This window comes from Rhodohalobacter sp. (assembly GCF_034521535.1).
Classification (GTDB): Bacteria; Bacteroidota; Rhodothermia; order Balneolales; family Balneolaceae; genus Rhodohalobacter.
In genome coordinates this window covers 510,606-525,310 of sequence record NZ_JAXHMF010000006.1, presented here as the reverse complement: position 1 = coordinate 525,310, position 14,705 = coordinate 510,606, and the positions used below count along the sequence as shown (strand labels likewise).

11 protein-coding genes are annotated in these 14,705 nt (G+C 43.4%); 5 read left to right on the top strand and 6 right to left on the bottom strand.

The window, feature by feature from the left end; translation table 11 throughout:
* Positions 1-5: 5 nt before the first annotated feature.
* From lon to U5K35_RS14680, 5 genes are all read right to left on the bottom strand, one after another.
* Positions 6-2,546 carry an endopeptidase La gene (lon, locus tag U5K35_RS14700; protein ID WP_322572252.1) on the bottom strand — a complete coding sequence of 847 codons (2,541 nt, stop codon included), beginning with the start codon at positions 2,544-2,546 and terminating at the stop codon, positions 6-8.
* 201 nt (positions 2,547-2,747) lie between these two features.
* Positions 2,748-4,271 (bottom strand): DUF5723 family protein, encoded by a 1,524-nt coding sequence (locus U5K35_RS14695; RefSeq protein ID WP_322572251.1) that lies wholly within the window; start codon positions 4,269-4,271, stop codon positions 2,748-2,750.
* A gap of 14 nt (positions 4,272-4,285) precedes the next feature.
* Positions 4,286-5,704: an ATP-dependent helicase gene (locus tag U5K35_RS14690; RefSeq protein ID WP_322572250.1), complete on the bottom strand. Its 1,419-nt coding sequence runs from the start codon at positions 5,702-5,704 to the stop codon at positions 4,286-4,288.
* 19 nt (positions 5,705-5,723) lie between these two features.
* Entirely contained in the window at positions 5,724-6,575 is an 852-nt protein-coding gene (locus U5K35_RS14685) for an ATP-dependent helicase (protein ID WP_322572249.1), read from the bottom strand.
* A 93-nt stretch (positions 6,576-6,668) separates the two neighbouring features.
* Positions 6,669-7,982: a glycerate kinase type-2 family protein gene (locus U5K35_RS14680; protein WP_322572248.1), complete on the bottom strand. Its 1,314-nt coding sequence runs from the start codon at positions 7,980-7,982 to the stop codon at positions 6,669-6,671.
* A 234-nt stretch (positions 7,983-8,216) separates the two neighbouring features.
* Between U5K35_RS14680 and U5K35_RS14675 the strand changes: the two genes are divergently transcribed.
* The 5 genes from U5K35_RS14675 to U5K35_RS14655 all read left to right on the top strand — a co-directional run bounded on the left by U5K35_RS14675 (position 8,217) and on the right by U5K35_RS14655 (position 12,299).
* Positions 8,217-8,798, top strand: a complete 582-nt coding sequence (locus tag U5K35_RS14675) for a sigma-70 family RNA polymerase sigma factor (protein WP_322572247.1) — start codon at positions 8,217-8,219, stop codon at positions 8,796-8,798.
* Between the two features lie 109 nt (positions 8,799-8,907).
* Entirely contained in the window at positions 8,908-9,879 is a 972-nt protein-coding gene (locus U5K35_RS14670; RefSeq protein WP_322572246.1) for a polyprenyl synthetase family protein, read from the top strand.
* Between the two features lie 4 nt (positions 9,880-9,883).
* Positions 9,884-10,699, top strand: a complete 816-nt coding sequence (locus U5K35_RS14665) for an outer membrane protein assembly factor BamD (protein ID WP_322572245.1) — start codon at positions 9,884-9,886, stop codon at positions 10,697-10,699.
* Between the two features lie 17 nt (positions 10,700-10,716).
* On the top strand, positions 10,717-11,301 hold the full coding sequence (gene nadD / locus U5K35_RS14660) for a nicotinate (nicotinamide) nucleotide adenylyltransferase (protein WP_322572244.1): 585 nt from the start codon (positions 10,717-10,719) through the stop codon (positions 11,299-11,301).
* Positions 11,298-12,299 carry an LD-carboxypeptidase gene (locus U5K35_RS14655; RefSeq protein ID WP_322572243.1) on the top strand — a complete coding sequence of 334 codons (1,002 nt, stop codon included), beginning with the start codon at positions 11,298-11,300 and terminating at the stop codon, positions 12,297-12,299. The genes nadD and U5K35_RS14655 overlap by 4 nt, the downstream gene beginning before the upstream one ends.
* A 372-nt stretch (positions 12,300-12,671) precedes the next feature.
* On the opposite strand, the gene U5K35_RS14650 is transcribed toward U5K35_RS14655, so the two are convergent.
* Complete coding sequence (locus U5K35_RS14650; RefSeq protein WP_322572242.1) at positions 12,672-14,597, bottom strand: alpha-ketoacid dehydrogenase subunit alpha/beta; 1,926 nt, start codon at positions 14,595-14,597, stop codon at positions 12,672-12,674.
* Positions 14,598-14,705: the final 108 nt, after the last annotated feature.

Below are 14,705 nucleotides of genomic sequence, written 5' to 3'. Positions count from 1 at the left end.
GAAAACTAATCCATCACAGTTACTTGTTTGGTTGAATCGTTACTGGCATTGTTACCGGAAATCTGATTTTTATGAGATTCCGGAACTTTAAAGAACTCTTTAGGATCTTCAACTACTTCATCTTCAAGAATCAGATCCAGTATCGGTTCCATTCGTTCAAGATATTCAACCTCAAGGTTGCCGATCACATCTTCCTCAATTTCGGCAACATCTTTCTCATTCTTCTTCGGCAGGAATACCTTCTCAATACCGGCGCGTTTTGCAGCCAGTACTTTCTCTTTGATTCCGCCTACAGGCAGAACGAGTCCGCGAAGGGTGATTTCTCCTGTCATAGCAAGTGTTCCTTTTACTTTACGCTGGGTAAAGATTGACGCCACGGCACTTAACAGTGCAACCCCGGCCGATGGTCCGTCTTTAGGAACCGCGCCCTGTGGTACGTGAATATGGAGGTCCCAATACTTGAATGCCTCTTCAGGAATATTGAGCTCTTCATAGCGGGCCCTCAGATAACTGATAGCCAACATGGCCGATTCTTTCATCACATCTCCCAGCTGACCGGTGATGTGAAGTTTACCAGAACCTCTGGAGACGCTAGCTTCAATAAAGAGGATGTCACCTCCGTATGGAGTCCAGGCCAGTCCGGTAGCTACTCCGGGAACAGTTGTTCGCTCGGCTACATCGGAAAAGAATTTACGCTTGCCAAGGATATCCTGAATGTCGTTTACACCCACACTCATCTTCTCGATATCGCCACTTGCAATCTGAGCTGCAACATTACGGCAAACGGCACCGATCTGTCGCTCAAGACCACGCACACCCGATTCCCGCGTGTACTCGTCGATAATTTTCTCGATCGCCTTGTTGGAAATTTTGAACTGTTTTTTACTCAGTCCGTTCTCCTCAATCTGCTTAGGAATCAGATATTTTTTAGCAATCTCAGTTTTTTCTTCCTGTGTATAACCGCTGATATTGATGATCTCCATACGGTCGCGAAGCGGAGCCGGAATGGTATCCAGCGAGTTCGCTGTTGCGATGAACAATACCTTTGATAGATCATACTCCAGTTCGAGGTAGTTATCCATAAACGAATCATTCTGCTCAGGGTCCAGAACTTCGAGCAGGGCAGAGGTAGGATCACCGCGAAAATCGGAACCTACCTTGTCGATCTCATCCAGCATCATAACCGGATTTCCTGTACTTGCTTTTTTCATCGACCGCAGAATACGTCCCGGAAGTGCTCCGATATATGTACGTCTGTGACCGCGAATTTCTGCTTCATCATGAATACCGCCCAGGCTGAACCGTTCAAACTCCCGGTTCAATGCGCGAGCTATCGATTTCCCAAGTGATGTTTTACCAACGCCCGGAGGTCCGTAGAAGCAGAGGATCGGCGCTTTCATATCTTTCTTCAGTTTCAGAACGGCCAGATACTCTACAATTCGTTTTTTGACCTTCTCCAAACCGTAGTGATCCTCATCGAGAATTTTCCGGGCTCGTTTCAGATCCAGTTTATCATCGGAAAATTCACCCCAGGGCAGATCCAGTATCCACTCGATGTAGGCATGTATAATTCCGTAATTCGGAGATGAGTTGGGCGTCATTTCAAGCCGCTGAAGTTCTTTTTCAACAGTCTCTTTGGCATCATCGCTGAGCCCTTCTTTTTTAGCAAGTCGATTTTTAAGCTTGTCGATATCCTGCTGCTCACCGTCTTCGCCAAGTGCTTCCTGAATCGCCTTCATTTGCTGGCGGAGATAGAAGTCGCGCTGCTGATCGTCGATATCGGTTTTCACCTTAGAACGGATCTCTTCACTTAAATTCAGTACCTGAAGTTCTTTGTTCAAAAACTCCATCACTTTTTCGAGTCTGTCGGTAAATTTCTTGATTTCAAGAATCCCCTGTTTTTCAGCAATGGAGACCTGCAGATTTGAGGAAATAAAGTTTAGCAAGAATGCCGGACTCGAAATATTGTTGATGGCAATGGATGCCTCAGACGGAATATTTGGAGAGAGATTTACAATTTTACTTGCCGTCTCTTTGATGGATCGCATGGAAGCATCAAGCTCCACTCCGCTGATATCCATCTCCTGCTGAACGGGTTTTACTTCAGCCCGAAAGAAAGGATCCGATTGAGTAAACTCTTCAATTTCAATAACGCTTTTACCCTGAATGACCACACTTTTACTGCCATCAGGCATTTTGATCAATTTCAAAATCTGAGCAACCGTACCGTACTTGTACATATCGGCGGCCTCAGGATCCTCAACGGATTCATCTTTCTGGGTGACTACACCGATTGTTTTATCACTTTCGTAAGCTTCTTTTACCAATGCAAGTGAACGGTCCCGGCCTACCGTAATTGGAACAACAACACCCGGGAAAAGCACCGTATTTTTCAGGGGAAGAATAGGCAGATTTTCAGGTACTTCAGATTCTGTCAGCTTTTTTTCCTCCTCTTCACTCATCAAGGGAATAGCCTGTTCAAAATCGTCAAAGTTCTCGCCCTGATCGTCAAATGTCGTCTGTATTTTAAACCGTTGGTCAAACATGTATATGACTTAAATTAATTTTTTTGTCTGTTTCTGTAGATGATGGCAAATTCAAAGCCAAAAGTATGGTTGGTACCATAACGTCATATCTTCTTTTTCTGTTCTGCCATATTGAGTGGAGCGAGTTATTACATGACAGTTGGTCAGTCATCTGATAAATCGCTTTTAAATTGAATAAAAATAGCGTAAGCGAAACTCTATTTACGGAATATAAATCTTGATTCCGGCCATGGATGCTCCAACAATCTCATTTGTGGGGCCAATCTGACTGCTCTTAACCTTTAGTGCCGTATTCAACTCAAAATACTTGCTTTCGAAGCCTATACCTAATGAGTAGTAACCGGGCAGGTGTGGAGCGATACGTGTTCCTAGCCGAAGTGGTAAAAAAGGAAGGAGTTTCAACTCTGTACCCAAATATACCACAGGAGCTTTTGATGCAAATTCATGATTTATGACAGGCAGACGCACATCACCCATCAGTTTAATCCTGTTAATTTGAAACAGAGCTCCGGCCTGAACAGATGTTGGCATCATAGTGTAGAATGTATCTTCCGATTGATCAGAATCGAGTTCAAAAGGAGTATCGTTCTGATCATCCAGAAAGAACAAGTGTTCATTCGGTGCGCCCGAAAATCGAATGTCAGATACTCTCGGGAGTTCTGTGAGCTCTTCTTCAACCTTTTGTGTGGATATTTTATATGGCTGATCGAACTGATAGATCGCTCCCAAATCAGTAATTGAAAAGCTTAGCCGAAGTGACTTTTGAGTCGTGGCTGCCTCCCGCTGAAGTAATGATAAATCATCGCCGAAAGTGATCATGTATGTGATACCGACATCCAGACCAAAACCGATTCCCGCAGGTTTCGAAAGATCAGAGAATGTGCCGTCAATAAATGAAACTGCACCATTTTGATTAAGAAAAGGCCGATTTTCAGAAAAAGATCCCGTGCTGTATTGTTGATACTGAGCAGACCTTACCCAGTTTTCGCTGCCATCGCGATGTTCGTATACATTGTCGTACCGGGCGTCAAGATGTGAGCCGGCCACTACAACTTTTGGAGCAATCCCGACGATGAACTCCGAGAGTTGCGGGGATAACCCGTTTAAAAAATCAAAGGACTCAGCATATCCAAAAGAGAGTTCATGTATTGTTTGATACTGATGGCGGAAAGATCGATCGATGTAAAGATTATCACCGTCCTCAACAGCTGTGGATGAAAAATATCCTTTGCCCAACTCATATTTACTGAATACTCTGCTGCGAAGGGATAGACCGTAGGATTTACTTTCTCCCTGCCATTTCATCCCAAACCAGTGCAGATCGGCCACTGATTGAAAAGGCGCAACCCTGCGAGACCCGGGATAATTTCTTCTCAAAATAGAGCTTCTGTCTGCCTCAATCAGTTCGTAATCACTGTCCATACTTTTGTAGGGTAGAAAAGCAGATCGAAATTGTTGCGACCTGGCGGAAAAATCAGTCTCCGGCAAAAGGTACTCGTTGTAAACTCCGCCCTGTAGTAATGAAATTTGAAGTGAATAATTTTTCTCCTGAATGCGCAGATTCGCAGGATTTACAAACAGCGCTTCGTAACCGGTAAGGTACGCAGTTCCGCCGCCACCCAATGCCATATTTTCGGCCGATAGCGAGATCTGGGCAAATGCACTAATAGAAACAGATAAAGTAAGAACCACTCCCAGAGTGGCTACACGTAAAGATTTTAACAAGGGATTTTCCTCGATTAACTGAGAACTTTTAACTTGGCGGCCCGAAGCATTAATGTTTTTTGTCCACGACTCTTAAAAAATACAACAACTCTGGTATCTTTGCCCGATCCTGCCCGCTGAATAATTTTTCCGGGCCCAAATTTTGGATGTATGACCTGCACTCCCGTTCTAAAAGGATCATCATCGTACTCATATTCGTAAGTAGAGGACGTTGATGAAGGCTTTTTGGATTGAATTGGAGATTTCCAGTCGTGTTCGTACTCAATGGTTGTATTATCGGAATTACTGTCCGATTCACCGAAACGGTTGTTTTTCTGCTGTATTGTTGAGCCTGTTTCATTTCGGACCACTCCTGAATCTACCTCATCCAAAAATCTGGACCGGGCCTGCCGCTGTTCTTCCCCGTACTTGTATCTGAGCTTACTATAGCTGAAAAAAAGTTGTTTCTCGGCACGGGTTATGGCTACGTAAAAAAGACGTCTCTCTTCTTCAGTATTGGCTTCTTCACCTTCCCTTGGCCCCATGGGGAAGAGGTTTTCTTCCAGGCCGACAATAAAGATGACCGGAAACTCCAGGCCTTTCGATGCGTGAACCGTCATCAGCGTAACTGCAGGCTTGTCTTCATCATACTTGTCCGAATCAGTAATCAGGTTGATCTCCTGTAAAAAATTGGAAAGCTTCGGATTCTTTGTGTTTTGCTGATAGTAAGCAATGGCATTTTGGAGCTCCAGCACGTTATCTCGCCGAGTCAAAGCTTTTGCATCGTTCTGCTCAACCAGCGCCTTCAGATACCCGCTTTTCTCCAGCATCTTTTTGGTAACATCCAGTATTGGAGATCCTGAATCCAGCAGGTCCTTTAAACTTTCAATCATGTGAATGAAATCTGCAATCTTGGCTTTTGCAGGCTTGTAAATATCAGCAGACTCCACATCGTGTAAAATTTTCCAGACACTCTGTCCGGTAGCGCGAGCTTTTTTGAGAAGCTCATTCAGTGTTTTGTTGCCAATGCCGCGACTGGGTTCGTTGATGATTCGAAGCAGCGCCTGTTCATCTTCCGGATTAATCAGCAGCGTTAAGTACGCCAGCACATCTTTAATCTCTTTTCTCTGATAGAAGGATAGTCCGCCCACCAATTGATAGGTAATATCTTTTCGTCGAAATGCCTCCTCAAATATCCTGCTCTGATAGTTTGTACGGTACAAAATCGCGAAGTCGTTATTTTGATAGCCGTGACGCAGCTTTAGGTTTTGGATGTAGTTGGCAATTCGATTCGCCTCGTCCCGCTCATCAAAATTCTCCAGCAGCGTTACTGTTTCGCCCTCTTCGTTGTCGGTCCAAAGCGTTTTTTCGAGCTGCTTTTCATTTTTCTTGATGATGGAGTCTGCACACTGAAGAATGTACTTGGTTGACCGATAATTTTGTTCCAGCGGCACTTCCAATGCATCGTCGTAATCATTCTTGAAAGTTTAGAATGTTACTGATGTCCGCTCCTCTGAACGAGTAGATACTTTGAGCATCGTCGCCCACCACACAGATATTTTGATATTTATCAGCCAGCATACGGGTTACTTTGTACTGAGCGTGATTGGTATCCTGGTACTCATCAATCATGATATAGCGGAATCGGTCCTGGTACTTTTCAAGAACATCAGGGTGCTCCTCAAAAAGCTCGATCGGTTTGATGAGCAGATCATCAAAATCCATCGCATTGGCCTGTTTCAACCGCTTGGCATAAATCTGAAATACTCTTGCGGTAATATCATCCAGCGTACTTTGCACAAACTTATGTTGATACTGCTCGGGGGAAATCAGCTGGTTTTTGGCATCGCTGATTTTATACTGAATGGTTCTGGGACGAATCTCACGCGGATCGTAATTCAATTCTTTGAGAATCAGTTTAATGGCATTCTCGGCATCCGTGGTATCGTAAATTGAATACTGGCTGTTAAAACCGATCTTATCAGCCTCAAAACGAAGAATTTTTGAAAAAATAGAGTGAAATGTGCCCATCCAAAGTCCGGACGCTTTTTCACCGATCAGCCCCTGAATACGTTCCTGCATTTCGCGTGCGGCCTTATTTGTAAACGTAAGTGAAAGAATATTTTTTGGCAGGGCGTACTGCTTTTGTAGCAGGTGCGCGATGCGATAGGTGAGCACCCTTGTTTTACCACTTCCCGCTCCCGCAATAATTAAAAGAGGACCATTTACATGAGATGCAGCTTTTCTTTGCTGTTCATTTAAATCGTTGAGAAAGTCGGATGATTTTTTTGGATTTGAATCGGGCTGAAGGGTAAACTGCTTCATTAAAAAACACTTTCAGGTTAGAATAACTTCGAATCGGTAAAACTACGAATAATTGAGCAAGGGAGTGGAGGAAAATTTAGAAAAATTGCCTTATCAGTGGATGATCAAAAACTGAAGATCCATCACATTATTTCCGGTAGGACCCGTTTTGATGTGTCCGCCTAGTTCATCAAAAAATGAGTAGCTGTCATTTCTTCTTAAATAGTCGTCAGCATCAAGTCCGAGTTTCTCGGCCTCTTTTAAGCTGTTTTGATTAACAGCAGCTCCGGCCGCATCCGTTGGCCCGTCAATGCCGTCCGTTCCGGCACTTAGAAAAGTAATGTCCTGTTCCAGCTTATCTAAATGTTTAGCCATCCGAAGGGCCAGTTCCTGATTACGTCCGCCTTTTCCATCACCGGTTACCTCAATGCTGCACTCACCGAAAAAAATGAAAGCGAGCGGTTTTTCCTCTGCCGGTATACCGGCTGGAATTCTGGATAAAATATGTTGCTCAAAATTATCTATGGATCCTGTCCAGGGTTGATCATCTTTCATAACACGGAGACCTTCTTGCTCCATCAACTCTTTGGCAATGTTCGCCACTTTATCTGCAGAAAGGATGATCTGACTCTGATGATTTTGCACTTCTTCAGTTTCGAAAAGATCATTTTCTCCGACTCTGTTTGAAAGAAAGGATTTAACTGATCCGGGAATTTTCTGCCATAGCTCTAAATCCTTTAAGATTGAGATGACGCTTGAAAAACGGAATGTTTGTGGAATCGTCGGGCCACTGCCAATATCTTTTATATCGTTATTGGGGACATCTGATATGATCAGATCGAAAAGCCGGATATCATTAAAGTGTTGGAGAAGCCGGCCTGCCTTGATTTCGGAGACAGATTTTCTGACTAAGTTCATTTCATGAATTCCTGCGCCGCTCTTAACCAAAATTTGATAGAGTTCAACGACGTCATCGAATGGAATTTTTGAAGACGGTCTGCAGAGAAGAGAGGAAGTGCCTCCCGATAGTAGATTTAAAACAATTGAGTGTTCGGGAATGGATTCCACAAAATTCACTAAACGGTTGGCGGCATGAACGGACTTCTCGTTTGGAATCGGATGAGATGAAATCAAAACTTCAATATTCTCAGGCAGATTATTTTCGTGTTTAGAATTCGTAATGACTATGCCACCGGTTAGTTTTTCGCCTAAGATATTACTTACAGCTTTTGCCATTTCAACGGAGGCTTTACCTGAACCGATGACGTAGATATTCTGATTTGCAGTGAGCTCAACATCTTGGCCCAAAACTTGAAGCGTATCTAAGTGTGGATCAAAATTGAGAAGGGTGGGGATAAGTAATTCCGGTGTTGAGCGGTTTAGGGTCTCGTGAAAAAACGTTACAGCGGTTGATCGATCAATTCTCATGGATAGGCTTGATGTGGTTTCATTATGCAGTAAAATTGTCTGGTAAAATCACATCATAAGATAAAGAAACGTTTAGAGCATCTGTAAGGAGCTTTTTAACAAAGATTAATTTCAACTATTAAAATTTTCTAATATTAATAAATTCTATATATTGATTGGACGATAAGATAAAATAGAAGTTCTCAAATCAAGAATTAGCAACTCTGGTAATAAATATAACAAAGTGGAAGTGATATGAGCGTTCAGGTTAAACAAAGGGTAGATTATTCAGCTTTGGTAAATTATATACAGCAAGAGAATGTAAGGCAGGTAAATGAACTTTTGGAAGAGCTGATTCCAAAGTTGGTTGAATATTTGCAGGTTACACTTGCAGCAACGGAAGAAGCAGCCAAGGAGTGTGTACAACAGGCTTTTTTGAATGTTTATGAAAGAATTGTCGACGGGAAGCTTAAGGATCCCAAGTCGCTTCTGTCTTACATGATGATGACGGCGCGAAATGAATATTTCAATCAGTATAAAAAAAATAAGCGCTACGTAGATAATGAATATATAACAGGATCTGAGTCTGAACCTGCCAGTCAAATCGATCGTCTGGTAGACCGGGAGAGAAAAGAGTTACTGTTTGAATGCATTGAGGAGTTGGACGACGATTCACAATTATTCATCCTGTATTTCATCAATCATCCGGATGCTACCACAAGTGAGGCAAGTGATTATTTTGATCTGACTGAAGCAAACGTAAGAACAAAAAAATACAGAATAACACATCAGCTGCACTCACTTTATAAAATGAGAGCTAACGGTCTGGAGTTATAGACTTAGAAAAATGACCAATACCATGTTTTATTGATTCTGAGATATCTGAAATAATGAGTTGTGTATTTTGTATATTTGCAACCTTTAAATCAGTAATTAAACGACTCAATTGGATTTTTTAGCATCGTATGCAACGCTTTTTGAAAAGCAGTTGCAAAATCTGGACTTTCCTTCAAAACCTGAAACGCTTTATCGTCCTCAACGCTACATATTGAAGAATGGCGGTAAACGTATTCGGCCAATATTATCACTTATCAGCTGTGGCATCTGTGGATCTGATCCGCAAAAAGCGATGCCTGCGGCACTGGCCGTTGAACTCCTTCATAATTTTACACTGATCCACGATGACATTATGGATCAGGCCGACAGCCGAAGAGGTGAACCGTCCGTTCATAAAAAATGGGATGAAGCTACGGCTATTTTGTCCGGTGACAGCATGTACACTTATTCACTGCTTCAGCTGCAAAACATTTCTGAAAGTGTGGATCATAAAAAAATCAGTGATCTTTTTTTAAAGGCAGTCAACAGGGTTTGCGAAGGGCAGGCGATGGACATGGAGTTTGAATCGCGCAGTGATGTCTCCATCGAAGAGTACCATCAAATGATTGACGGCAAAACGGGGGCACTGATCGGGGCAGCAATGCAGATGGGCGGTATGTGTGGGAATGCGGATCCGGATCAGCTGGAAAAACTCTCTTTAATTGGTCATTCACTGGGTCTTGCATTTCAGATACAGGACGACTGGCTGGATGTTTTTGGTGATCCTGAAAAATTTGGAAAAAAGAAAGCAGGAGATATTCATGAAGGCAAGAAAACATTATTGATGCTCAGTGCGTTAGAACGATGCAGCGATGCAGAACGGAATGTTATTCTTGGATATATCGAAAATAAACCGCTCTCTGAATCTGAAGTAGACAAGGTGATTCAGATATTTAAATCTAACGGTATCGAAGAGGATACCAGAGAAATTTATTTACAACACTACAGCCGGGCAGAAAATGCTCTTCAGGAATTTGGTGATTCCAACTATAAACAAGATCTTCAACATCTGATTAAATTTTTGAAAAATCGTGAAAGCTAAATACATGCGTAATCTATTAGTTCTATTTGCAGCAATACTTCTTTTTGCCTCATGCCGAAGCAATGAGTTAATTCGACCGGGCGATTCAATTGAAGTGGCTTATGAAAAGGCACTAAACCAATACGAACAGGAAAATTATGCCGAAGCCGCACGGGCTTTTGAGACCGTGATATCTATAGGCCGGGGCACCGATATAGGGCAGGATGCACAGTTTTACCTTGCTGAAAGTTACTTTAACAATCGAAGGTATCTGTTGGCTGCATCGGAGTATGAAAGGTATGCCCAGTTTCATCCAAATTCGCCGAGACGGGAAGAAGCTGATTTTAAGAAAGCGCTGAGTTACTATAATTTAAGCCCAAGATATCGACTTGATCAATCCTACACATATCAGGCGATAGAGAATTTCAGACTCCTGTTATCCCGGTTTCCAAATTCGGAATATACAGATGATGCAGCAGAGTATATTTCTGAATTGAGAAGTAAACTGGCCCGCAAGTCCTATAACGCCGGAGAATTTTATAAGAGAACCAGCAGGTATGAAGCAGCAGCTATCTATTTTGATATTGTAATTGATAATTATCCGGAGACGTCCTGGGCTGAGCTTTCCCTGGTAGACCAGATGGAATCGTATATTCTCTATGCAGAAAACAGTGTTGCCGACCGACAAGCTGAACGATTTGAAATGGCGCTGGAATCTTACGAAACCTATCTGCAGCTTTTTCCGAGAGGAGAAAATAGAAGCCGGGTTGAAGATCTTTATGACAGGGCTCAGCGTGGATTGAGTGAAGCTACCGATAATGAGTCCGTTGCTCAGAACTAATTAAACCGGATTCTTTTGTGAAACGGATTGGACTTTTTGGAGGATCTTTCGATCCGGTTCACCACGGACATATTGAAGCTGTAGAATCCTTTCTAAACAGCGATTTAATCGATGAGATATGGATTTTGCTCACACCCGATCCACCGCATAAGACAGATCAAAAAAAGACTGATTTTGAGCATCGCTTCACCATGTTGAAACTCGCTTTTCAGGAGAGTGAAAGCACTAAGATCAGCGATATTGAGAACGAGTTGCCCAAGCCATCCTATACACTCCGGACAATTCATCATTTAAAGGAAAAGTACCCGGAATACACCTTCTTTCTTTGTTTGGGTGAGGACAGTCTTCAGACGTTTCACAAATGGCATAAATACGATGAAATTCTGAAGGAGTGCACATTGATGGTTGTTGACCGACCGGGCTCTGATCACAGTGATGTTAATTCAAATATATTGGAAAAAACCATATTTGTAGATCATAAGCCGGTAGATATTTCGTCGACGGAAATCCGGCAGACTTCAGATTCATCCTCGCTAGACAATCTGCCAGATGAAGTTCAAAATTATATTCAGAAAAATAACCTCTACACCGATTCCAGATGAAACGAAAAGACTTTCTTAAAACAGCCGGTATGGGAATGGCGGGACTTTCGGTATTTACCGGTTCCCGAAAAAAGGAATACGATTCACTGATTAAACCCAGGCGTTTAAAAGAGGGGGATCGTGTTGCTTTGACGGCACCGGCCGGAATTGTCTATGAAGATTCAGAATTCGACCGGATGAAAATGGAGCTTGAATCCTTGGGGTTTGAAGTGGTTTTTGGGGAATACGTTAAGGAACGATACGGATATCTGGCCGGGACCGATCAACAGCGAGCCCGGGATCTGAATCGTTTTTTTGCAGACCCTGATATCGACGGAATTATAGCCGTGAGAGGCGGCTGGGGTTGTGCCCGGATATTGCCTCACCTCGATTTTGACTTGATCAAGAACAATCCAAAAGTCTACTGCGGATTTAGTGACAACACAACGCTTCACATGGCTTTTTTGCATCGATCCAATTTAGTTTCGTTTCACGGGCCGAACGGTACATCTGAATGGACCGATCTGACAAAAAACAGCTTTCGAAGTGTATTGATGAATGGTGAGAAGAGTGAATATAACTCTGAAAGTGAAGTGGACCTGATCTTTCCGGGAATTAATGATGGACGACTTATAGGCGGCAATCTTTCCATTTTGACAACAACTCTGGGTACCGATATTCAGCCCGACACAGATGGAGCCATTCTCTTTGTGGAAGATATCGGAGAACCGGTTTATAAAATCGACCGCATGCTGGTTCATCTCAAGCAGGCCGGATTACTGGATAACATTAATGGATTCATTTTTGGAAGATGCACTAACTGTCCGGACCCCTCAGAATCACAATTTACCTTAAAGCAGATCTTACAACAGCATATTCGTCCGCTAGGAATACCCGCTGTGATGGGTATGGATATCAGCCACGATCCCGATAATTTTACAATTCCGCAGGGAGTCATGGCGCGTTTTGATGCCGACAAAAAGTATTTGAAGCTATTGGAGTCTGCTGTTGAAGAGTAAGTCCACCGTCAGGCGGCTTACTGCGCGGTCAGAAGGCAACCAGTATTCTTACAAATCGGGAGATATCTCGACTCCGGTCGTCTCTTCGTTTTCTTCCTGCGCTACCAGTGACAGAATAAATCTCCCCTGCCAGTGTTTTTCTGGCCCCGAGTGCATTTCTCGGGGAGGGGAGTACTCTCTGAAGCTTTAGCGAAGGAGAGGGAGGGGTGTTCGATGCGCAGTAAGAAGCTTTTCCTAATCTGTTACCGGTAGCGCAGACCCGTCTTTTGGGACGAAGTCGAGACATCCCTGTGTTGTAAGCACGGTTGTAAGTTTTTCAGTAGTTTGGATTTGAGGTAATTCCATTTGAAAGACAGTTGAGGGTTAACAAACTTAAAATTTCAGCAGCTTCTCCAGCTGTTCTTTCAACCTGTGATTTGCCAAGTACCCGGTTTCCAGGTTTTTGTTGAAGGGCACAGGCGTGTTCAGGGATGAACATCGTATGACCGGCGCGTCGAGCAGTTCAAAAGCTTTTTCGGTAATTCCTGCGGATAGTTCGCTCATGGGACCGAGAATCTCCGAGTTTTCCTGAAGGAGCAGTACTCGGCCTGTTTTTCTTACTGAATCAATCACTGTTTTCCAATCGATAGGGGCAAGTGAGCGTAAATCTACAATCTCAAGACTGACACCCTGCTTTTCATACTCATTGGCAATCTCCCTTGCCCAAACTACACCGTATCCGAATGTGACAATAGTGGCATCTTTCCCTTCGCGAAGGACAGCTGCCTTCTCTAAATCAGTAAACGAGCAGTGGTCGGGAGTGATCTCTTTAATGCTTCGATACAGTTTCTTGTGTTCAAAAAAGAGAACCGGATTTTCATCATAAAGTGCCGTGTAGAGCATGTTTTGAGCATCTTCTACGTTGGATGGCACCAGCACCCGCAAACCCGGCAATTGCATGAACCAGTTTTCGTTACATTGGGAATGAAACGGTCCGGCGCCTACACCGCCTCCATGCGGAGCGCGAATGGTTACGTTCAAATTAGGCATCCATCGATATCGTCCCTTGGAAAGGTTGTTTACTACCTGATTGTAACCGCACGATATAAAGTCAGCAAACTGCATTTCAACGACCGGTTTAAATCCCTCCACTGCCAGACCAATGGCCGCACCGATCGCACCCGATTCAATAATGGGGGTGTTGCGAATTCTCTCTTTTCCAAACAGATCCACAAATCCTTCCGAAGCTTTAAAAACCCCGCCATACTCGGCGATATCTTGTCCCAGCATCACAAAAGTATCATCTTCGGTAAAGGCCTGCTTTTGAGCCAGGTGAACGGCATCAATGATTCGCTTCTCTGATGATTCATGCTTCTGCCCGTTACTTTTGGGCTGAGGCTGAGGTTTAAGTCCGGCTCGCTCTAATTCATTCTGTTCATCAAACGCGGGTTCTTCGGCCTCAAGTGCACGCTCCAGATCATCTTTGAATGATGATTTCAACTCCTTACGAATAGATATCATCTCATCATAAGAGAGCTTGTTTTCATTTAGCATCCACTCCTCATACCGTTTAATTGGATCTCTCTCAGACCACTTTTCAAAAAGTAAATCCGGTACGTAAAAGGTGCCGGAAGCCTCTTCATGACCTCGCATTCTAAACGTTTTAGCTTCGATAAGTACAGGTTTGCCGGAGGTAGCCATCTTCCGGGCTTTTGAAACCGCTTCCTGAACTTCAAAAAAGTCATTCCCGTCAATGATCATGCTTTCCATTCCATATCCAACGGCTCGATCGGCGATGTTCTCACAGGCAAACTGCTCCGAACTTGGAGTGGAGAGGCCATAGCCGTTATTTTCGATCATAAAGATAACCGGCAGCTTCCAGACGGCAGCCAGGTTTAGCGCTTCGTGAAAATCGCCCTCGCTGGTTGCTCCGTCACCGCAAAAACTGAGTGCAACACGATTTTGGTTTCTCAATTTAGCTGCTAAAGCTATTCCATCGGCAACCGGCATGGTTGATCCAAGATGAGAGATCATGCCAAATATCCGGTGTTCGGTTGTTCCAAAGTGGAATGAGCGGTCATGTCCGCCGGTGAAACCATCTCGCTTTCCAAATAGTTGTGTAAAAAGAGTATAGAGCGGAATGCCTCTCGTGGTAAAGACACCGAGGTTCCGGTGCATGGGTAAAATATAGTCGTCATCTTTGAGGCTGAGCGTTGACCCGACACTGATGGCTTCCTGTCCAATTCCGGAAAACCACTTGCTGATTTTATTTTGTCGAAGCAGGGTGAGCATTCGTTCTTCGATAAGACGGGGAAGCAAAAGATCCTTATAGATTTGGATCGCTTTTTTTTGATTAATTTTTTTTGATGGGGCTATCATTAATGGCAAAATTATGTGTAATTTATTTGTTTACTGATGGTCAAACAT

Coding starts and splice junctions, on each gene's coding strand:
- lon (WP_322572252.1), bottom strand. CDS start 2,546: ATGTTTGACCAACGGTTTAAAATACAGACGACATTTGACGATCAGGGC.
- U5K35_RS14685 (WP_322572249.1), bottom strand. CDS start 6,575: ATGAAGCAGTTTACCCTTCAGCCCGATTCAAATCCAAAAAAATCATCC.
- U5K35_RS14680 (WP_322572248.1), bottom strand. CDS start 7,982: ATGAGAATTGATCGATCAACCGCTGTAACGTTTTTTCACGAGACCCTA.
- U5K35_RS14675 (WP_322572247.1), top strand. CDS start 8,217: ATGAGCGTTCAGGTTAAACAAAGGGTAGATTATTCAGCTTTGGTAAAT.
- U5K35_RS14665 (WP_322572245.1), top strand. CDS start 9,884: ATGCGTAATCTATTAGTTCTATTTGCAGCAATACTTCTTTTTGCCTCA.
- U5K35_RS14655 (WP_322572243.1), top strand. CDS start 11,298: ATGAAACGAAAAGACTTTCTTAAAACAGCCGGTATGGGAATGGCGGGA.